Source organism: Homoserinimonas sp. A520, assembly GCF_054489245.1.
Window position 1 is genome coordinate 454,489 of sequence record NZ_JBTMWX010000001.1, and the last position, 20,081, is coordinate 474,569.

Consider the following 20,081-nt stretch of genomic DNA (forward strand, 5'->3'; position numbering starts at 1 on the left):
CGCTATGAAAATGGTTTGAGAGTGGGCCCGGCCACGGCATCCCGCACGGCTAAGTAGGCGAAGACGACGGCCGGTCCCAGGGTGATGCCCGGGCCCGGATACCGATCGCCCATGACCGACTGCATGTCGTTGCCGATCGCGTAGAGACCGCCGATCGCGGACCCGTCGCGCCGTAGAACGCCTGCATTTTGGTCGGTCACGAAGCCCTGCGCGGCGCCGATATCGCCCGGATAGAGGCGAATGGCGAAGTACGGTCCCTCGGTAAGGGCGCCCAGCGACGGGTTGGGTCCATGGCCCGCATCGCCGAGGTTGCGTTCATACGCGGTCGTGCCGCGATGCAGCTCGGGGTCGACGCCATCGGCGGCCGCCCGATTGACGGTCTCAACACTGGCGCGCAGTACGTCGGCGGGCAGCCGCAGCTTCGCCGCGAGCTCGTCAATCGTCGACGCCCGCACCAGATAGCCGTCGCGAAGACGGCGCCGGGTGCCCCACCCGCCTGGGAACACGGCTCCGATGCCGTAGCGCCTGACGGCCTGCGCGTCGCCGATCAGATAGCTCGGCATGCCTTTGCCACCCTCGCGCTGCTGCATGGCGAGGCCGAAGCGGTGGTACGACAGGGATTCATTCAGGTAGCGGATGCCGTCTTGATCGACGACGAGGAAACCTGGCTTCGCGCGGTCGAGGGCGAAGTGCGAGTACACCCCCGTGGTGCCATCGGCCCTTGGCGGCAGCGAGACGGGGGCCCAGAATCCGGACGTGTCGGGAAGCTCGCCGTAGTGGCCGCCCAGCTCCTCTATCTTGTCGTGCAGTTGCCCGGTGGAGCCAGGCGCGATGGGGCTCCACTCCATCGGCACCTTCGGCATGAGGGCCGCCCGGCGCTCGACACTGCGGTTGAACCCACCGGTTGCCGAGATCAGTCCCTGGCGCACCCCGAAACGCCGACGGACGCCGTGCTGCTCGATGACGACGCCGACGACGCGTCCATCTCGGGTTTCGATCTCGTCGACCGTCGCGTCCAACACGATCGGCACCTCGCGGTTGCCGAGCGCGATCATGAGGCGGCCGACGAGGGCATTCCCCATCGTCATTCGCGTTGCCCTGCGATGAAAAGGGCGCGTCAGCAGGTGTCGTGCAAACACGCGGGCAGCACTGACGAGCGGCCGCCAGCTCGACGGCGCGAACGGCGAACGGGCTATCTTGCTGAAGTCAGCGATCTCCTGGTGCTCGAGCATCATGCCACCGAAAACCGTGAACTCTTGTGTCTGCTGGCGGATGACATCGAGCGCGGGCACCTGGGAGCCATTCACCGTGAGGGCCTCAACGGGACGCCAACCCAGCGCAGCATCCGCAAGCTCGCCCATGTAGTCGGGGTGGTGGGGGCGCACCCGAAGCTCCATGCCGTGCTCGCGGGCGAGTACTTCGACCGCCTCAGGGCCGGCACGCAAGAACGCCGTGCGCAGGTTTCGGTCGGACCGGTCACCCACTGCGGTGTCGAGATAGCGTTCCGCCGAGTCGATGTCGTTGGCCGGGCCCCCCGCCTCGCGCGCCAGGTGTGTTCCCGGAATCCAGAGCGTGCCGGCCGTATAGGCCGTCGTGCCGCCCACGAGGTCCGTGCGCTCGACGAGCAGAATCCGGGCCCCCCGAATGGCTGCGTACAGCGCGGCCGCAAGGCCTCCCGCGCCAGCACCGACCACGACTACATCGAATTCGGTGCCGTCGGGATACTCGGTAATTCGATGGAGTCGTGCCCCGGTCATCCGTCTATTTCGAAATCGACGACGGCAAGCGACGCCTTGACCGGGCCCGAGATATCGACAAGGCGCTGGTGAGCGGGATGGGTCGAGTAGGTCTGCAGGTCGGCCACACTGTCGAAGTCGGCGACGATGGCCACCTCATGTGCGGCGGGCCCGGGCACGACGTTCTTGCCGGCACTGATGGCCCTGATCTGCGGGATGTGGTTGGGCAGGTCGAGCAGAAGGGCGATCCACTCGTCGCGCTGCCCTTCAGTGAACTCGGGGACGAACCGGAGTACGGCGACGTGTCTGATCATGGTTGAGGGTCCTTTCACTGCTGCGGGCTATGAGACGCCGACGACGCCGGAGACGTAGTTGCCCCGCACTCCGCCATCGACCGCGATGTTCGCGCCCGTCACGTACCGGGCGTCCTGGCTGAGCAGGAACGAGACGACGCCGGCAATGTCGTCGGGCGCACCCATGCGACCAAGGGGGATGCGCCCCTCCCTCCGCAGTCGAAGCTCTTCGTTGTGGGCGGCCGGCGACATGGGCGTCATGATCATGCCGGGGGAGATAACGTTCGCCCGCACTCCGGCCTGTCCCCACTCGCGTGCGAAAAGCTCCACGATCATCTGCAGCGCCGCCTTTGTGGCGCTGTACGCCCCGAACGGCGCGGCATCGTTTCCGGCCATGGACCCGATCGCGACGAGGGACCCGCTCGACTCAGCAAGGTGGGGAAAGGCTGCCTTACCCAGCAGGAAAGTGGCCCTCGCATTGACGGCGAAGGCAAGATCGAAATCTTCGACGCTTACATCGGTGAGGCGCGCGCTTCCCATGATGCCGGCGACGCTCACCACGCCGCTGATGCCACCGAAGTGCGCTGCCGCCGCCTTGACGGCCTCGCCGGGACCGGTGGCAGCGGCCAGGTCACTGCCGACCTGCAGCACATTGGCGCCGGCTTCCCGCAGCTCATCGGCGAGGGCCTGCACACGTTCTTCGGTGCGTCCGACGAGGGCGAGCCGCGCGTTGGAACCGTGGTCCCGGGCCAGTCGGCGCGCCACTTCCTGGCCGATGCCGCCGGCGGCGCCGGTGATGATGATGGCGTTCATGAAACGCTCGCTTTCTGGGGCTCGCGCCCCGAGTCGACACTGAATATGGAAAGTTGTGCGGCGGCCTCGCGCAGATGCGGCACCAGGGCGAGCCCGCGCTCCTGCGTCAGGCGCACACTTGGCCCGGAGATGCTGAGCACGCCGGCGGCGACGGTTCCCTCTGAGCTGATGGGCACCGCGATCGTCGCTGTGCCGAGTTCGAACGTCGAGTCGGTGTAACAGTAGCCATCCGCCCGTACCTGGTTCAGCAACTCGAGCGCGGATTCCAGGTCGGTCGGGCCGTCGGGTCCGAAGTTCTCGAGGTCGTCGAAGCCCTGCGCGGCGAGGAGCGCACTCGCGACAACGTCGGACATCGTCGAAAGCCAGGCCATGCCGCTGGACGTGCGTACCAGTTTGACCTCGCGACCCGCGTCGGCGTCGTAGCGCAGGCCCGACCGCGCGCCCTGCGTCTTCGCCACCCAGATGAGTGATCCGTGATCGGGCAGGCCCAGGCGAGCCAATTCGCCCGAGACCTCGGCGAGACGGTCGAGCAGCGGCTTCGCCAGTTCGACGAGCGGTATGCGCGCCAGGTGTCGGACGGCCTGGGAGATGAGGCGCAGGCCGAGCGCGTAGCGACCGTCGGCGTTTTCCTGATTGACGTACCCGAGGGCGACGAGCTCTGCAAGCACTCGGTGGGCAGCGCTCTTCGGTAGCTCGAGTGCTTCTGCGATCTCACCCAGCTGCAGGCCGTCGGGCTTTCCGACGAGCAGCTCCAGCACGGCGAAACTTCGGGGTACGGCTGTGCTCACGACACACCGCCCAGCATGGCGATTCGCTTGATGTAGTCGGCCACGACAACCGTGCCGCCCGATTCGCCAGCCTCGCGGGCGGCCTCAATCAGGGCGAGGGTCTGTGCCGCATCCGCGACCGAAACGATCGACGTCGCCTCGTTGCGCACCACATCGACGAAGTGGGCCATCTGGCGCGTGTACGAGTCGCCGGTGCCCTTCTCCTCGTAGCGAAGGCTGAGCGGATGATGCCAGTTTGCTTCTTCGCCGGCATAGAAGTAGTGGGCGAGGTTGGGCACGGCGAGCGCGCCCTCGCTGCCGGCAAGGAAGAAGCTCGCATTGTTCGGAATGTAGGGGAACGAATTGAAGTCCTCGGTGGACTGATCCCAGCCCCAGGGGGAAGCCGCAGCATCCGAAGCAATGAAGCTGCCCAGCGCGCCGTTCTCGAACCGCACCACAACACTCACGGTGTCTTCGACCTCGAGGCCGCGGGCTTCGTGGCCGAGAGCGGCTTGCACGGTGAGGATCTCGCCGCAGATGTAGCGCAGCAGGTCGAGGTCGTGCACGAGGTTGATGAGCATGACGCCGGCACCCTTCGTGCGATGCCATTCTTCGTCAAAGTAGCTGTCTTCTTTGCGCGCCGCCCACATGCCGTTGACGGCGATCAGCTTGCCGAGTCCACCCGTCTGAACCAGGTCACGAGCAACCGAGATGGAGGGGTGATGGCGTCGGTGCTGGCCGACGAGCACCGGTACGGCGGATGCCGCGGTTGCTGCCATGAGGCGCAGCGCCTCGGAGTAGGTGGGCGCTACCGGCTTCTCGAGCAGTGCGGCGACGCCCGCCTCGATGCAATCGATTGCCGTGTCGACGTGGAGATTGTTGGGGTTGGCGATGACGACCGCGTCGAGCCCTGGCTGCGCGAGCAGCTCGCGGTGGTCGCCGAAGTGGGGAACGTTTCGCTCATCGGCGACCGTCGCGGTGAACGGGTCGGCGATACCGGCCAGCAGGGCGTCGGGATTGTTCTCGATGTATTCGGCGTGCTGTCGCCCCATGAAGCCGGCGCCGATGAGGCCGATGCGCAGCGGCTTGCGTGGACTGGTCGACACCATTGTCACCTTTCACTGTTGTTGCGGGTACCCCGCTACAACACGGTAGCAGTTTTTTGGAACGGGGTTCCAATTATGGCAGATGCTTGGACACGTCGACCCCGCTACTTGGCTTCCAGGAGCCGGTGCTGAGCAGCGAGCCGAACGGGTGCATTGGGGGCGCCGTAACCGGCGTAGCCGGTTCGCCGCTCGACGACCTCGAGAAAAACCCGGCCCACTGCTCCCGTATAGAAATGCAGGAACTCGCCGTGCTCGTCCCGGTCATAGAGAAGGTGCAGGCGCTCAAGTTCGGCGAGGAACTCCGGGCTCAGGATGAAACGCGCGGCGAGATCCTCGTAGTAGTTCGGGGGGATGGGCAGGAACTCAAGGCCGCGCTCGACCGCGCGCTCGGCCAGGGCAACGATATCGCGGCACAGGAACGCGACATGCTGGGGATAGATGGTGCCGTCGTCGTCGCCCGACAGGGCGGGGACGATGTTGAGGGCAAGACGCACCGCAGCATCCGTTGTGCTCATCGACTGGCTGCGCACGAGACCGACCGGTGCAGGCACATCGAGGGAAGGCTGGGGGTGCAGGCCGAGGATGCTCTGGTAGAAGAGCACGGCCTCATCGAAGTGCTGCCACGGCTGGGCCAGATTCACGTGGTCGATGTGCGTGATGAGGTCATCGGTGCCGGTGACGCGCTCACCGTCCCCGAACTCGACCGCCCACGGCGGCACCCCCTCGGAATCGACGCGGCTGAAGAAGATCTCGGTCGAATCGGGGGCGCTGACCGCCTGCAGCACCTCCTCGCCGATCTGCTGGCTTCGAGGCACCGACGACGCGCGCAACTGCAGCGCACGGGACGCGGCCCGCACCGGGTCAGGCACATCGAATCCGAGAGCGGCGATCGCCGGCTCGGTGCGCGATGTCGGCTGCTCGTTCACGATGATGCGGGCACCACCGTGCTCCCACAGCTCCACGGGCTTGTTGCGGTGCTTTCCCTGCGACCGAAAGCCCAGGGTGGCCAGCACATCGCGGAGGCGATGGGAGTCGTCGGCCCGAACTTCGACGAAATTGTACCCGCTCGGTTCCTCGACCTGCACGAGGGGGGCGAGTTCCATGCGCGGCGCAGTTCCCGGCCTGCCGGCAAGCCACAGGGCCGTCTGCTCCTGCAGCCAGACAAGGCTGCGCATCCCGTCGACCGCAGTGCGGAACGGGTCGGCCTGCCGGAACGTGTCGTTGAAAATCTCGAGCGAAACGGGCCCGTCATAGCCGGTGCGTGCGATGTAGCCGAGGAAAGCCGGCACATCCATGTCGCCCTGGCCCGGAAAGACACGGTAATGGCGACTCCACGAGAGCACATCAAGACTGAGCCGCGGTGCATCGGCGAGCTGCACGAAGAATATCTTGTCGACCGGGAGGTTCTCCAGCGGCTCGAGCGCCCAGTCGCGCGAGATCACGTGGAAGGTGTCGAGGCACTGACCCACCGCCGGGTGGTCAGCCAGACCCACAACGCGCTGCACGTGCTCGAAGTCGCTGATGAAGCGGCCCCACGCGAGGGACTCCATGGCGACCCGCACGGCGTAGCGTTCGGCGAGGTCACCCAACTGGCGCAACTGGTCGGCGACCACCTCGTCGTCGTCGATCGTGGCCGTCGCCACGTTCGTACACATGAGCGCCAGGTCGATACCGAGGCGGTTCATCAGCACGAACTTGGCCTCGACCCGTCGCAGGTTCTCGGCGAACACCTCCGGCTCGACACCTTCGACATCGCGAATGGGCTGAAAGAGGTCCAGCGAGAGGCCAAGCCGCGCCGCCAGGTCGCGAATCTGCTCCGGGCTGTGCGGCGACACCAGCAGATCCTGCTCGAAGATCTCGACGCCCGCGAAACCGGCCTCGGCACAGGCGTGCAACTTTTCCTCGAGCTTGCCACTCAGACAGACCGTGGCGATGGACGTGCGCATGGTGACCCTTTCGTCAGACTTCCCGGGCAATCAGATCAAGAAAGTGGGCGCGAATCCGCGCCGGGTCGGGACTGACCCCGGTGATGAGTTCGAACGTGTCGATCGCCTGGCCGACCGCCATGTTTCCGCCGTCGAGCACGCGGCATCCGCGATCTGTTGCGAGGCGCAGCAGTTCGGTCTCGAGCGGGCGGTAGACAACGTCGGCAACCCACAGGTGCGAGCGCACCAACGACTCGTCGAGCGGGAGCCCCGGGTGGTGGTGCATGCCTACCGGGGTTGCGTTGACCAGCCCATCGGCAAGCGGCATGACGCCGGGCAGGTCAGAGGGGCCGATCGCCACAATATCGCGATCGGGGAAAATCGCCCCCAGGGTTGCCACGAACGCGCTCACGCGGTCGGCATCGAGGTCGCTGATGTGCAACGTTCGCGCCCCCGCCGTCAGCAGTGCATAGGCAACTGCGGTCCCGGCCCCGCCTGCGCCGAGCTGCACAACCCTGTTCAGGGATGCACCCGCCAGCCCGTTGGTCAGCCCCCAGGCAAAACCGGAGTGGTCGGTGTTGTGGCCGATGAACCGTCCGTCTCGAATGAGCACCGTATTGACCGAGCCGAGCGACCGGGCGTCGGCCGACAGCTCGTCGAGATGCTCAAGCACCATCTGTTTGCACGGAAACGTGATGTTGAAGGCGGTGAAGCCCAAATCGCGGCCCTCCTTCAGCAGCGCGCCCACGTCGCTCGCAGGACGACCGAGGATGTCGAGGTCGATGGGTCGGTAGAGGTAGCGCAAGCCCAGCTCATCGGCCTCGCGCTCATGCATCGGCGGAGTCAGCGAACGGGTGATGCCGCTGCCGATCAGCCCGACCAGATGGCTCTCACCGAGACTGCTCATGGACGCTCCTGTGGCTGCTCCGCCATAAAGCGGTCGCGGATGTCGGTGACAACTTCGAGCACAGCCAGAGTCTGTTCCTGCGGCATCACAGGGCTGTCCAGAACGCCGTCCGCGATCAACGCCTCGAACGCTGCCGCCTCGAACTGCATCCCGCGGCTCTCGACCACCGGCTCGAAGCGTTCCAGAAGAGTTCCCTCGTTGTCGAACACGCTCAGGGCACTCGCCCGGTGCCAGGCATCATCGATCTCGATGCGCCCCAGGGTGCCCAGCAGGGTGGCCCGCATCGAGCCGCGATGGTCGAGGCCGATGTGCAGCGCCGCCTGGGCGCCGCCATCGAAGCCGAGCACAATCGACGCCTGACTGTCGACGCCCGTGGGCGCCGGGCTGACGACAGCATGCCATTGCCGTGGCAGGCCGAGAAAATCGGTGGCCAGCGAGACTACGTAGACGCCCAAGTCGAGTAAGGCGCCGCCGCCGAGCTCCGGATTGTTGAGCCGATGTTCGGGATCGGGCGCAAAGGCCTGGCTCAGGTTGGCCTCGAGTGCCCGCGGCTCGCCAATCGTCCCGTCCGCGACAATCTCTCGGGCGCGCACCATGTGCGGGAGGAAACGAGTCCACATCGCCTCCATGACGACCCGCCCGCGTGCCGCCGCCTCATCGATCACCGCGCGTGCGGCATCCGTCGTCATTGTGAACGGCTTTTCGAGCAGCACGTGCTTGCCGGCCCGAAGTGCCATCAGGGCATGCTCGGCATGAAACGGGTTCGGGCTCGCGACATAGATCGCGTCGATCGAGGGGACCTCGCACAGCGCACGGTAACTATCGTGGGCGACGGGGACGCCGAACCGCTCGGCAAAACGTCGAGCGGATGCGTCGCTGCGAGAACCCACGGCAACCAGCTCAGCGCCGACGTGGTTCAGGTCGGCGGCGAAAAGCTCGGCGATGAAACCGGTTCCCAGAATTCCCCAGCGCACGCTCACGGTCGCAGCTACTTCGCGGTCAGCGCGGCAAGGTGTCGCAGGCCGAACTCGTACCCCTGCGGTCCGGCGCCGGCGATGACCGCCGTTGCCGCCTTCGAGACATACGACATGTGACGGAACTCCTCGCGCTTGTGGATGTTCGTGACATGCACCTCGACGATCGGCAACTCGGATGCGAGCAGCGCGTCGAGGATCGCGATCGACGTCGACGTGAACCCGGCGGGGTTGATGAGGATGCCCTGGCAGCGCTCACGTGCCTCATGGATGAGGTCGATGATGACGCCCTCGTGGTTGCTCTGGTGGAACTCGATGTCGATGCCGAGGTCGGCGGCCGTCGTGGCGCAGAGCTTCTCCACCTGCGCGAGAGTGGTGGAGCCGTAGAGGTGCGGTTCGCGCAAGCCCAAGAGGTTGAGGTTGGGGCCGTTGAGCACCTTGACAATAGGACGGGCGGTTTCGGTCATCGATGGCTCCTTTTCAGGGAATGGTGCGGTGGAAGATGAGGGCCCGGCGCGACGGCCGGGCCCTCAGGGACATTACTTAGGCGGCAGGAGCCGAAGCGCGGATGCTCTCGTAGAGCTCCAGGTCGGCACCGGTGAACTTCTCGAGGAAGTACTCCTCTGCCTTCTCCTCGAAGGCTTCGATGTCGACGTCCTCAACGACCTCAACCGTTCCGGCCTCTTCCCACTCGGCGATGATCGCTTCCTGATCCTCGTCGATGCAGACGCGGTTCTCGTCGCGAACCTCGGCGATAACCTCGTTCAAGGCCCCCTGCTGCTCGTCGTTCAAGCCCTGCCACGTTTCCTCATTGATCAGCACAAGCTGGAAGCCTGTCTGGTGGTTGTTGAGGCTGACGTGGCTCTGAACCTCGTCGAGGCTCATCGACGCCACCGTGGGAATGGGGTTCTCCTGGCCGTCGATGATTCCCTGTTGCAGCGCCAGGAAGATCTCCTCGAACGCAACCGCTACCGCGTTGGCACCGAGCGCCTCGGCGTTCTGGAGGTAGGCCGGGGTGTCGGGGAAGCGCATCCGCAGGCCTTCAAGGTCTTCTGGGGTGCGGATCGCGGAGTTGGCGCTGAACGTGCGCATGCCAAAGAAGAACGGCTCGATGACCCGAGTACCGGTCGCTTCGAGCAGATCCTCCTTCAGCGTGTCTGACTGTTCGCTGGCGAAGTAGTCGAACATGTGGTCTGCGCCGCGGAAGACATAGGCCGCGTCGAGCACCCCAATGGGCGGGTAGGTCGACCCGATGGCCGAAGAGCCCTGCATGTCGATGTCGATGTCACCCGCCATCAGCGACGTGAAGCGGTCAGCGTCGCCGCCGAGGGTGCTGTTGGCGAAGACCTCGATCTGCAGGCCGATATCCATGCCATTGATGCGCTCGGCGATTACCGTCGCCCCGCACCGGTTGTGCGGGTGATCATCGGTGTAGCTGTTGGCGAGCGTCAACTCGATGGTTTCGCCACCGTTTGCGTCGTCGCCGGACCCGCCGTTATCGGCGGAGCAACCGGCGAGCATGAGCCCGGCCGCTGAAAGCAGCGCGAGCGGTGCGAGCAGTTGCTTACGTGAGATGGACATCTTGTTTCTCCTTTGAATTGATGTATTGCTGTGTTACAGGGACAGGGGTTGAGATCAGAGCATGCCGAGAGCCTCCGGCAGGAACAGGGCAAGAGCCGGTACGAAGGTGACAATCAGCAGGACGGCACCCAAGGGGATGAGGAATGGCGCGACGCCCTTGAACGCCTCGTCGATGGGCGTCTTCGTGACAGTACTCAACACGAACAGCACGCCGCCGATCGGTGGTGTCAGCAGACCGATCATGAGGTTCATGATGACGATGACGCCGAAGTGCACCGGCTCAATCCCGAACTGCACCGCGATGGGCAGCAGGATCGGCACGCTGATGACCAGCGCGCTCGTCGGCTCGATGAACATGCCAAGCAGGATCAGCAGCAGGTTGACGAGCAGCAGGAACACGTAGGGGTTGTCGGTGAGCGACAGCAGGAACTTGGCAACCGCCTGGGGCACCTGTTCGCGAGCGAGGATCCACCCCAGCAGCGCTGATGCGCCGAGGATCAACGTGATCGACGCAGTCGTGACGGCGGCCTCCTTGAAGATCGACGGGATGTCCCTGAACAGGATCGTGCGGTAGAGGAAGCCCAGGATGAGCACGTAGAGGGCGCCGATTCCGGCTGCCTCGGTTGGCGTGAAGAATCCACCGAGGATGCCGCCGAGGATGATGATCGGCGCGACGAGCGGGCCAAGCACCCGCACGGTGGCTTTCCACCAGCGCTTGAAGTTGAAGTCCTCGCCGCGCAGCTCGGGGTGCTTGCGCGCCCAGACCCAGACGGTGATGAACATGCCGGCGGCCATGAGGAACGCCGGGACGATGGCCGCGGCGAAGAGGGCCCCCGTCGACACTGCAGCGATCGACGCATAGATGACGGCCGGGATGCTCGGGGGCATGACCGGGCTGATCAGTGCCGACGCCGCCGTGACACCGACGGAGAAGCGCCTCGGGTACCCGCGCTTCACCATGGCCGGCACCTCGACCTTGCCGAGCCCGGCAGCATCCGCCAACGCCGACCCGCTCATCCAGGAGAAACCCAGACTGACGAGCACGTTGACGTAGCCGAGACTGCCGCGCAGCTTGCCGAGGGTCTCCACGGCCGCGTCGAAGATGCGATCGGCGATGCCCGAACGGTTGGCGATGACACCCAGGAGGATGAAGAGCGGCACGGCCAACAGCGCGAAGCTGTTAACGCCACCGGCGACAATCCGCGAGGCGAGTCCGTCCGACATGCCGTTCGTGAGCACGTAGATGATCGACGGGCCGAGAAGCGAGAACGCGACGGGAACCCGGGCGATGAGCAGGACGACAATGAGGATGCCAAACAGCAGGAGGCTCATGCGTTGGCCAGGCTCTCTTCTTCGTCAATCAGGTCGGCGAGCGGCAGCGTGATGCCAGAGAACACCCGGACGACTCCATGCACCGCAGAGAGTACGAACCCGATCAACGGGATGATGTAGATGAATGAGAGCGGGATGCCGGTGGCCGGTGTCTTCTGCATCGTCGCGCCCTGGACCATCGCCCATGCGTCGATGGCGAAGAGGATGGCGACTACGACGATCACGATATTGACGAAGACGATCACTCCGCGACGCCAGGCATCACCCTTGAGCCAGGTGTCGATGACGCCGATCGCGACGTGCTCGTTCTTACTCACGAGATAGCCGGCGAGCGCGAAAGTCAACCAGACGAGTCCGAAGCGGGCCAGCTCGCCCACCCAAACCCCCGGGCCAATCGGCAGGTAACGCTGCGCAACCTGCAGGAGCATGAGCGCGAAGATCAGCAGCATGAGCAGAGCGCCCAAAATGGTCTCTGCGATGCCCAGAATTCGCGTCACCCCCCGCGCTTGGTCAACCAGTCTCTTCATTGAGCTACATCCTTCATTTGCCTCGACGTACACGGTTCTTGCAGCAGGATTATTTCGCTGCGCGATCCGTAGCCTTGCACAGACCCGCCGTTGGAACAACATTTTCGGAATGTCGTTCCAAAAGCGCGATGCCTCTATCAGGCACCCGAAAGATCCGCTGTGTTCCAGTCAATTGCCAAAAGATTCTTGCGAGCAGGATGGTGCATTCAGGTCAGTCTGGACGACTTGACAAGCTGTTGCACGCAGTTTGCCAAAATTTGCCATAATCGGTTAACCGTTCAAGAGGAGAGCCATGTCGCCGAATGCCCGAGCCACACCGAGGGTGCGCCTGGTCGACGTGGCCGAAGCGGCGGGGGTCGCAACCTCCACCGCCTCTCGCGTCTTCTCCAACCCCGAACGGGTCAGCCGGGAAACAGTCGAGATCGTGCGGCGCGTCGCCGACGAACTGGGCTACCGCCCCAACGCCATTACCCGCATGCCTGTTCTGGCCGGCAAGAGCATCGACCTCATGGTTCAGGACATCTCCAACCCCTTCTTCGCCGGAGTCATCCAGGGCGTCGAACGGCAGGCTCGCTCAGCGGGCTACTCGGTGATGCTCGGCATCACCGACGAGTCGGCCGACATCGAGCGCCTGCACATCAATCGCGTCATGGGCTCGGTGAGCGGCTTTATCGTCGCCGCACGCGGCCTCTCCGACGGCGACCTGCTCGACCTCAGCCGCCGCCGCCCCGTCGTCTCGTTCAACCGCGAAGTCGACGGAGTCACCAGCGTTGTGCTCGAAACCGAGCACGGCAGCCGGCAAATCATCGAACACCTCGCATCGCTCGGTCACAAGCGCGTCGTCTACGTGGGCGGACCCAAGCTCTCGTGGTCAGAACCCCGTCGGTGGAAGGGCATCAGTGAGACAGCGGAGCTCCACGGCATTTCGGTCGAGCGGATCGGACCGTTCATGCCCACCATCGACCAAGGGGCAGCGGCCGCCGAGACCGCGCTATCGCGCAATCCCACCGCCATCATCGGATATAACGACCAGCTCGCCATTGGGCTGATCAAGCGGCTCCGCCACCTCGGCATCGACATCCCCGGCAGGATCAGCGTCGTAGGCTACGACGACACCTTCGGTGCCGACTTCTGCCAGCCCGCCCTCACTACGGTCGCCTCACCCATCGTGCAGGCCGGCCGCCTCGCCACCGATGTGCTGCTCACACTCATCGACGGCGCACCAGCAGGAAGGCAGCACAACCTGCAGGGGCTGCTGCATGTTCGCGAGTCGACTGCTGTCGCCGCCGCGCACTGACCTCGGGACCGGTGTCGAGAATGCTTGCAGGGCGATTCTTCACCCAGCGGGGCTACGCGCTCGTCACAGGACCGGCCTTCCCGGCCTTCCGCTCGAGCCGCCGCTCCTTGGCGCCCTCAACCAGGTAGTACAGCGACGGCAGCACCACCAGCGTCATCAGGGTGGACGAGACCAGCCCGCCGATCACGACGATAGCCAGCGGCTGCGAGATGAAGCCGCCGTGACCGGTCAGCCCGACAGCCATCGGCAGGAGGGCGAAAATAGTCGCCAGCGCCGTCATCAGGATCGGGCGGAGTCGTCGACTGGCGCCGTGCACGATGGCATCGCCCACCCTCATCCCACGGTCCCGGTACTGGTTCACCAAGTCGATCAGCACGATCGCGTTCGTCACCACGATGCCGATGAGCATGAGCACGCCGATCAGCGACGGGACACCCAGCGGTACGCCGGAGATCACCTGCAAGGCGATCGCCCCGGTGGCTGCGAACGGAACAGAGACCAGCAACAGCAGCGGCTGGCGCAGGCTCTTGAAGGTCGCGACCATCACGACGTAGACGATCAGGATGGCGATCAGCAGAGCGAGGCCCAGCTGTTGGAACGCGTCGCCCTGCTGCGCGGTCACGCCGCCGAGTTCGGCGCTGGCCCCGGCCGGCAACGAGACGCCGTCGACGGCAGCCTGGATTTCGGCCGAGGCTGTACCGACGTCGTCACTGTTCGGCGTGACGCTCACGGTGGCCGAACGGATGCCCCGGATGGTGGTGATGGATGCCGGGCCGTCCACCTCAGCTACCGTGGCCAGGCTCTCCAGCGGGGTCAGTCCCTGCGCGGTCGGGATCGGGAAGGCGCGCAGCTCCTCGATCGTGACCGGCGCCCCCTCGGTGTCGATATAGATAGACAAAGTCTTCTCGTCGATGACAACTGTTCCCGCAACGCGGGGAAGCATCGCACTAGACACCATCCCGCCGACGGCGAGCTCGCTTAGCCCCAGACGGGCGGCTTCAACCCGATCCACCTGAACCGCGATGTACGGCTGCGAGACCGCCAGGTTGCTCGCCGCCTCCGCCGTCACGCCAAGTTCTTCGACAGCGGCGAGTACGGCATCCGCTGCCTCGGTCAGGTCGCTGTTGCTGTTCGCGGTGATGTTCACGGCGATGTCGCTGGAGGCGAAACCGGAACCGGCGGCCGCAAGCGACACCTCGCCGACGTCCTCGAGCTCGGCGAGCGCCTCGCGGACCTCGGCCTGCAGGGCCTCCTGATCGGCGTCGGGATCGGTCGTCAGCGAATAGGTCACACCACCGCCACCCCCGAAAGCCGCACGGAGGGAACTGCCCCCCGAACCGATCGACAACTGCACCGTCTCGATCTCGTCGATGGCGCGCAGTGCGTCCTCGACCACCTGGGCCGCCGCATCCTGCGCCTCAAGGCTGGTACCGAGGGGAAGGGTCTGGCTCACCCTGAGGGTGTTCTGGCCGCTGTCGCCGATGAAATTCGTCTTCATGCTCGGAACCATCGCCACAGTGCCGCCCAACACCAGGGCCGCCGCGAGGATCGTGACCGCGGGGCGCTTCAAAGTGAAGTGGATGACCGGGAGGTAGCCCCTCTGCAGCCGGGTCGGAGTGTCGAGTTCGTGGAGGTCGGCGTTCTCCGTGCGGTCGCGGATGGCGCGGCGGGAGGTCGGCGTCGCGTTGGACGGGCTGGTCGCCGGTAGCGCCGGGGTCGTGGATGCGACCTGGAATACGTTGCCCGTGGGGGTTTCGACAAACTCAACCGGCGGGGTGTGCCCTTCGGCGAGCTCAACCGACGGGGATGGGGACGGGGTCGCGACGGGCTCGACCAGCCTCGCGTCCACCTTCTTGCCGAGGAACCAGTACGCCAGCACCGGCACGATCGTGAGCGACACGAACAGCGAAGCGGCCAGCGCGATGGTCACCGTCAATGCGAAGGGACGGAACAGCTCCCCAGTGATATCGCCGACCAGGGCCAGCGGAAGGAACACCGCCACCGTGGTCACCGTCGACGCGGTGATCGCGGCAGCGACCTCCTTGACCGCCGTCTGGATCGCCACCAGCTTGTGCTCGCCGAGACCGATGTGCCGCTTGATATTCTCGATGACGACGATCGAGTCATCGACCACCCGTCCGATGGCGATGGTCAGCGCACCCAGCGTGATGATGTTGAGCGTGTACCCGGCCGCCTGCATGCCGATGAACGTGATGAGAACGGATGCCGGGATCGAGATCGCGGTCACCAGCGTCGAGCGAATCGACAGCAGGAACACCAGGATGACGATGACCGCGAAGATCAGCCCGAGCACGCCCTCGGTGGCCAGTGACTCGATCGACTGCTCGATGAACGGGGCCTGGTCGAAGACGACGGTGAGTTGCGTGCCGTTGCCGAGGGACTCCTCCAGTTCGGGGATCAGGTCCTGCACCAGCCCGGACACGGCAACCGTGTTCCCGGCCGGGGTCTTGGTGACGGCAATCGTCAGCGACGGTTCACCGTTGACTCGGGAGATACCGGTGATCGGGTCGTCTGAGATCTCGACGCTGGCGACATCCGCGATCGTCAACGGCTCGCCATCCGGTCCGGTGACGCCGGACAGCGGGAGGGCGCCGACGGCATCCGCCGACTCGATCCTGGTGCCCGCCTGAACCGTCAGCGTCTGATCGCCCTCGGTGATCGAACCGGCCGGCAGCAGCAGACCGTTCGAGTCGAGCGCGTCATTGATCGCCTGGCTGGTGGCCCCAGCCGCGGCAAGCGCCGCGCGGTCCGGCGTGATGGTCAGGCGCTGCCCGATCGTGCCGAGCAGGCTCGCCTCGCGGACGCCCTCAAGCGCCTGGATGTCGGTCAGCGTCGATGCTTCCAGCTGGGCGGTGAGGTCGCGAATGTCGAGGTTGCTGGTGACGGCGATCTGGATGACCGGCAGGTCGTCGATGCTGCCGGTGATCACCTGCGGGTCGACATCCTCCGGCAGCGTCGACTTGATGCGGTTGATCGCCTGCTGCACCTTCTGCTCCGCGGTGGCCAGGTTGGTGCCGTAGGCGAAGGATGCGGAGATGGTCGACACATTGGTGCGCGATGTCGCCGTGGTTCCCTCCAGCCCGGCCACCCCCTGGATCGCCGTTTCGATCGGGGTGCTGACATCCTCGTTGACCACCTCAGGAGCGGCGCCCGGATAGGCCGTGACGACCACGAGTTGCGGGAAGCTGACCGACGGGATCAGTTCCTGCTTCAGGGACGTGAGCGCAATGCTGCCGAAGACGGCAACGACGATCGTCACCAGGGCGATCAGCGCGCGATTTCGCAGGCTGAAGACGGAGAGGAGATGCACGGCGCTCCCGGGAAGAGGTGGGGTGGGAGTCCTAGTATTTCAGGCCCCCGGTTTAGTGTTGAATGATCTGGTGTCTCCAGCCCTCACCATGACCCGGCGCATCGCGCAACTGTTCGTTGGATTGCTCTGTTACGGGCTCGGAATCGCCCTCATGGTGCGGGCGCAACTCGGCATCGCACCGTGGGACGTCCTGACGCAGGGGTTGCAGCTCAAGACCGGATTGGCTTTCGGCTTCCTGACCATCCTGATCAGCATCGTGGTGCTGTTCCTCTGGATTCCGATCCGCCAGAAGATGGGCATCGGCACTATCGCCAACGCGCTGCTCATCGGTGTTTTCGTGGAGGTCGGGTTCGTCTGGTTCCCGGTCCCCACGAACCTGGTCTGGAGCGTGCTGTCGTTTGCACTCGGATTGGTGTTGGTCGGCTTCGCAACCGGCCTCTACATCGGAGCCCGTTTCGGGCCCGGACCGCGCGACGGCCTGATGACCGGGCTTCACCGGGTGACCGGATGGCCGATCTGGGTGGTGCGCACCGGCATCGAGGTCGCCGTGCTGGTGATCGGCTGGCTGCTCGGTGGCAACGTCGGAGTCGGGACGCTCGCCTTCGCATTGCTCATCGGCCCGCTCGCCGGCTTCTTCATGCCGATATTGCTGGTGCCCGCCGCGGTAACACGAGAAGAACGAGACCCAGCGCCAGAACGATGATGCCGATCACGGCGTTGCCGGAGAGCTGCTCGTTCAGGACGAGGATGCCGAGCAGGGTTGCCGTCAACGGCTCCGCAAGGGTCAGCGTAGAAACGGTGGCGGCACTCAGGCCGATCAGCCCGCGCGCGAACAGCAGGTAAGCGAGAGTCGTGGTCACCAGTCCGAGCCACAGGGCCATGCCGATGCCGCTTCCGGTTGCCAGCCAGCGCAGGTCGGTGACCAGCAGCAGGGGAACGGATGCCGCGGCAGCCCACCCGAAGACACTCCCCATGGCGGCGGTGGGCGTCCACCCCCTCACGAGGAGGCGCTTGCTCGCCAGGGCGTAGACGGCGTAGGAGGCACCTGCGGCAAGCGACGCCGCCAGGCCTTCGACGCTGATCGCATCCGCCCCGCCAATGCCGGTGAGCAGCACCACTCCCACCGTGGCGACGAGGGTGGCGACGAGCCAGACGATTCCCGGAAAGACCCTGGTCACCGCCCACTCCAGCGCGCCGGTCAGGATCGGCGCGGAGCCGAGCGCGACGATCGTGCCGACCGCGACCCCGTTGAGGCTCGTGCCCAGGAAGAAGGCCGGCTGGTAGGCGACCACCCCGGCCGCGCCGAACGCGATGAGGAGCCAGGTGGGAGCGGCCGCTCGACTGTCGCGAACGACGGGGATTTTCGCGCCACCCCGGGCATCCGTCGCCAACACGCCGCTGCCCGCGCGGATCTCCGTCGTTGGCGACAGGGCTGGGGTGACAATCGCGCCCTCGGGGGCGATGGGGATACTGCCGGACGCAGCGCTGGCGGACAGGCCGCCGCGTCGAGCGCTGGCAAACATTGCCCGCGCGAGCCACGCCACGAGCGCAAGTGCGCCACCGCCGATGGCGATACGGGCTGCCCCGACGGAGAGAGCGGATGCGCCATCCGGCCCGAATTCCTGCGCGGTGCCGGTCGTGCCGAAACAGATCGCAGCAAGCAGGACGAAGACGAAGTGGCGCATCCGGCAATCGTTTCACGGACTCGCGGGTATGGCGGCACGCCACAGTGCCTCGGGTTTCGGACTTCCGCCGCGCTGCGTTTTCAGTGGCACGCGGCGCATTCACGGGCGCGATCCACGGAAAACGGCGCGCGGCGGGTCTCAGGCGAGCACCGGGAGCCCGGCGCGCAGCTCCAGCCACGTGGTGATCCCAAGCCGGTCCAGGAAGAACCGGTCGTGGCTGACCACCAGCAGTGCACCCTGGTACGCGTCCAGTGCATCGACCAACTGGTCAACGCTCTGCAGATCGAGGTTGTTGGTCGGCTCATCCAGCAGCAGCAGTTGCGGCGGCACCTCGGAGAGCAGGATGCTGGCGAGCGACACCCGGAAGCGTTCGCCCCCGGACAGCCGGCCGGCCAGCTGGTCGACCCGGTCGCCGCGGATCAGGAACCGCGCCAGCTGCGCCCGCAACGCATTGGGTGGTGCCGACGGCGCTGCTGCTCGCACGTTGTCGAGCACGCTGGAGTCGTCATTCAGCACGTCGAGCCGCTGCGGAAGGTAACCAACGCTGTCGATGCGGAACGGCACCCGCTCACTCGGCGCATCACGCACGATCTCACGGAGCAGCGTGGTCTTGCCAGCGCCGTTGGCGCCGGTGAGCGCCACCCGTTCCGGTCCACGCACCTCGATCGGGTGCGGCGTGGAGGCAAGCTCGAGCATGATACGGCCGGCGGGCACCGCGGTCCCGGGCAGGTTGATACGGATGCGAGCATCTTCGCGTACCCGCAATTCGGCCTCGGCGACCGCGTGCGACGCATCCGCGACCTTCTGCGATTGGATCCCCCGGTACTTGCCGGCGGACACCTGCGCTTCACGTTTGCGCGCGTTCATGATGATTTTCGGTTCGCGCTTGTTCTCGAACGCCTTCTGGCCGAACCGCTCCCGGCTGGCCAGCTTCACCTCGGCTTCGGCGCGCTGCCGCTTCTCCACCCGCAGTTCCTGCTCGGCCGAGCGCAGCATCCGCGCCGCCGCATCCTGCTCGAGGCGCAATTGATCGGTGAATGCGGAAAAGCTCCCACCGAAGATGCGGATGCTGCCCGCCCTCAGTTCGGCGGTGTCATCCATGAGCTCCAGCAGTTCGCGATCGTGGCTGACGACGACGAGCGCACCACGCCAGGTGCGCACCGCCGAGTACAGCAGTTCGCGGGCGCGCCGGTCGAGGTTGTTGGTCGGTTCGTCGAGGAGGGCGATCGGGGCGTCCGCCAGCCGCAGCCTGGCTATGCCGGCCAGGACCGCTTCCCCGCCGGACAGGGTCTGCACCGCACGGTCCAGGTTCGCCTCGGTGGTGAACCCCAGCTCGGACAGCACCGCCTGGGCACGTTCGACGACGCCCCAATCGTTCTGGAGCGCATCGAAGTTCTCCGCAGTGGCATCGCCGGAGTAGATGGCATTCAGCGCTCGCACCTTCCCCTCGATTCCGAGGGCTTCGGCGAGGGTGCTGCCGGTGACCAGCGGAAGATTCTGCGGCAGGTAGGCGACAGCATCCGTTGTCGTCACGGTGCCGGTGGTCGGGGTCAGCTCACCCGCGATGAGCCGCAACAGGGTCGTCTTGCCTGACCCGTTGAGGCCGGTGAGACCGGTGCGGCCAGAGCCGAACGTGGCCGTGATGGCTTCGAGCGCCGTCGAGCCGTTAGGCCACCTCAGGCTGAGGTTGGTGATGACAATGGAAGGGGTGGATGTATGAGCCAAAACGGCCTCCTCGAAACGTCAGGGTGCACTGACGCGGGAGGCCTTCCGCTACGCGTGAAGGTTCGGTCAGCGCCTGGGGTCA

General features: G+C 65.7%; 17 protein-coding genes. 2 read left to right on the forward strand and 15 right to left on the reverse strand.

Annotation, left to right across the window (positions count from 1 at the left end; genetic code table 11):
• Window positions 1–2: 2 nt before the first annotated feature.
• From ACX3PH_RS02290 to ACX3PH_RS02345, 12 genes are all read right to left on the reverse strand, one after another.
• On the reverse strand, window positions 3–1,757 hold the full coding sequence (locus tag ACX3PH_RS02290) for an FAD-dependent oxidoreductase (protein WP_459088955.1): 1,755 nt from the start codon (window positions 1,755–1,757) through the stop codon (window positions 3–5).
• Complete coding sequence (locus tag ACX3PH_RS02295) at window positions 1,754–2,050, reverse strand: Dabb family protein (RefSeq protein ID WP_459088957.1); 297 nt, start codon at window positions 2,048–2,050, stop codon at window positions 1,754–1,756. The genes ACX3PH_RS02290 and ACX3PH_RS02295 overlap by 4 nt, the downstream gene beginning before the upstream one ends.
• Before the next feature lie 27 nt (window positions 2,051–2,077).
• The gene (locus tag ACX3PH_RS02300; RefSeq protein WP_459088959.1) at window positions 2,078–2,842 is read right to left on the reverse strand and encodes an SDR family NAD(P)-dependent oxidoreductase; all 765 of its coding nucleotides are present in this window, start codon (window positions 2,840–2,842) and stop codon (window positions 2,078–2,080) included.
• Window positions 2,839–3,630, reverse strand: a complete 792-nt coding sequence (locus ACX3PH_RS02305) for an IclR family transcriptional regulator (protein ID WP_459088961.1) — start codon at window positions 3,628–3,630, stop codon at window positions 2,839–2,841. Before ACX3PH_RS02305 ends, ACX3PH_RS02300 begins: the two co-directional genes overlap by 4 nt.
• Window positions 3,627–4,715, reverse strand: a complete 1,089-nt coding sequence (locus tag ACX3PH_RS02310; protein ID WP_459088963.1) for a Gfo/Idh/MocA family protein — start codon at window positions 4,713–4,715, stop codon at window positions 3,627–3,629. The genes ACX3PH_RS02305 and ACX3PH_RS02310 overlap by 4 nt, the downstream gene beginning before the upstream one ends.
• Window positions 4,716–4,819: 104 nt before the next feature.
• Window positions 4,820–6,661 carry a bifunctional sugar phosphate isomerase/epimerase/4-hydroxyphenylpyruvate dioxygenase family protein gene (locus tag ACX3PH_RS02315; RefSeq protein ID WP_459088965.1) on the reverse strand — a complete coding sequence of 614 codons (1,842 nt, stop codon included), beginning with the start codon at window positions 6,659–6,661 and terminating at the stop codon, window positions 4,820–4,822.
• Window positions 6,662–6,674: 13 nt separating this feature from the next.
• Window positions 6,675–7,547: a shikimate dehydrogenase gene (locus ACX3PH_RS02320; protein WP_459088967.1), complete on the reverse strand. Its 873-nt coding sequence runs from the start codon at window positions 7,545–7,547 to the stop codon at window positions 6,675–6,677.
• Entirely contained in the window at window positions 7,544–8,527 is a 984-nt protein-coding gene (locus ACX3PH_RS02325; protein WP_459088969.1) for a Gfo/Idh/MocA family protein, read from the reverse strand. Before ACX3PH_RS02325 ends, ACX3PH_RS02320 begins: the two co-directional genes overlap by 4 nt.
• A gap of 8 nt (window positions 8,528–8,535) precedes the next feature.
• The gene (aroQ, locus tag ACX3PH_RS02330) at window positions 8,536–8,988 is read right to left on the reverse strand and encodes a type II 3-dehydroquinate dehydratase (protein ID WP_459088971.1); all 453 of its coding nucleotides are present in this window, start codon (window positions 8,986–8,988) and stop codon (window positions 8,536–8,538) included.
• A 76-nt stretch (window positions 8,989–9,064) separates the two neighbouring features.
• The gene (gene dctP / locus ACX3PH_RS02335) at window positions 9,065–10,102 is read right to left on the reverse strand and encodes a TRAP transporter substrate-binding protein DctP (protein ID WP_459088973.1); all 1,038 of its coding nucleotides are present in this window, start codon (window positions 10,100–10,102) and stop codon (window positions 9,065–9,067) included.
• A 54-nt stretch (window positions 10,103–10,156) separates the two neighbouring features.
• Complete coding sequence (locus ACX3PH_RS02340; RefSeq protein WP_459088975.1) at window positions 10,157–11,434, reverse strand: TRAP transporter large permease; 1,278 nt, start codon at window positions 11,432–11,434, stop codon at window positions 10,157–10,159.
• Window positions 11,431–11,961 carry a TRAP transporter small permease gene (locus ACX3PH_RS02345; RefSeq protein WP_459088977.1) on the reverse strand — a complete coding sequence of 177 codons (531 nt, stop codon included), beginning with the start codon at window positions 11,959–11,961 and terminating at the stop codon, window positions 11,431–11,433. Before ACX3PH_RS02345 ends, ACX3PH_RS02340 begins: the two co-directional genes overlap by 4 nt.
• 292 nt (window positions 11,962–12,253) lie before the next feature.
• Between ACX3PH_RS02345 and ACX3PH_RS02350 the strand changes: the two genes are divergently transcribed.
• Window positions 12,254–13,258 carry a LacI family DNA-binding transcriptional regulator gene (locus ACX3PH_RS02350; RefSeq protein ID WP_459088979.1) on the forward strand — a complete coding sequence of 335 codons (1,005 nt, stop codon included), beginning with the start codon at window positions 12,254–12,256 and terminating at the stop codon, window positions 13,256–13,258.
• A gap of 52 nt (window positions 13,259–13,310) precedes the next feature.
• Here ACX3PH_RS02350 and ACX3PH_RS02355 read toward each other — a convergent pair whose 3' ends face one another.
• A complete protein-coding gene (locus ACX3PH_RS02355; protein WP_459088981.1) occupies window positions 13,311–16,589 on the reverse strand; it encodes an efflux RND transporter permease subunit in 3,279 nt (1,092 codons plus the stop codon).
• A 70-nt stretch (window positions 16,590–16,659) separates the two neighbouring features.
• Between ACX3PH_RS02355 and yczE the strand changes: the two genes are divergently transcribed.
• The gene (gene yczE / locus ACX3PH_RS02360; protein ID WP_459088983.1) at window positions 16,660–17,292 is read left to right on the forward strand and encodes a membrane protein YczE; all 633 of its coding nucleotides are present in this window, start codon (window positions 16,660–16,662) and stop codon (window positions 17,290–17,292) included.
• Here the strand turns inward: yczE and ACX3PH_RS02365 are convergent.
• Complete coding sequence (locus tag ACX3PH_RS02365) at window positions 17,225–18,274, reverse strand: EamA family transporter (protein WP_459088985.1); 1,050 nt, start codon at window positions 18,272–18,274, stop codon at window positions 17,225–17,227. The two genes, yczE and ACX3PH_RS02365, sit on opposite strands and share 68 nt — an antisense overlap.
• Window positions 18,275–18,412: 138 nt before the next feature.
• Window positions 18,413–19,999 carry an ABC-F family ATP-binding cassette domain-containing protein gene (locus ACX3PH_RS02370; protein ID WP_459088987.1) on the reverse strand — a complete coding sequence of 529 codons (1,587 nt, stop codon included), beginning with the start codon at window positions 19,997–19,999 and terminating at the stop codon, window positions 18,413–18,415.
• Window positions 20,000–20,081: the final 82 nt, after the last annotated feature.

Coding starts and splice junctions, on each gene's coding strand:
- ACX3PH_RS02290 (WP_459088955.1), bottom strand. CDS start 1,757: ATGACCGGGGCACGACTCCATCGAATTACCGAGTATCCCGACGGCACC.
- ACX3PH_RS02340 (WP_459088975.1), bottom strand. CDS start 11,434: ATGAGCCTCCTGCTGTTTGGCATCCTCATTGTCGTCCTGCTCATCGCC.
- ACX3PH_RS02295 (WP_459088957.1), bottom strand. CDS start 2,050: ATGATCAGACACGTCGCCGTACTCCGGTTCGTCCCCGAGTTCACTGAA.
- ACX3PH_RS02320 (WP_459088967.1), bottom strand. CDS start 7,547: ATGAGCAGTCTCGGTGAGAGCCATCTGGTCGGGCTGATCGGCAGCGGC.
- ACX3PH_RS02300 (WP_459088959.1), bottom strand. CDS start 2,842: ATGAACGCCATCATCATCACCGGCGCCGCCGGCGGCATCGGCCAGGAA.
- ACX3PH_RS02365 (WP_459088985.1), bottom strand. CDS start 18,274: ATGCGCCACTTCGTCTTCGTCCTGCTTGCTGCGATCTGTTTCGGCACG.
- ACX3PH_RS02350 (WP_459088979.1), top strand. CDS start 12,254: ATGTCGCCGAATGCCCGAGCCACACCGAGGGTGCGCCTGGTCGACGTG.
- aroQ (WP_459088971.1), bottom strand. CDS start 8,988: ATGACCGAAACCGCCCGTCCTATTGTCAAGGTGCTCAACGGCCCCAAC.
- ACX3PH_RS02345 (WP_459088977.1), bottom strand. CDS start 11,961: ATGAAGAGACTGGTTGACCAAGCGCGGGGGGTGACGCGAATTCTGGGC.
- ACX3PH_RS02315 (WP_459088965.1), bottom strand. CDS start 6,661: ATGCGCACGTCCATCGCCACGGTCTGTCTGAGTGGCAAGCTCGAGGAA.
- dctP (WP_459088973.1), bottom strand. CDS start 10,102: ATGTCCATCTCACGTAAGCAACTGCTCGCACCGCTCGCGCTGCTTTCA.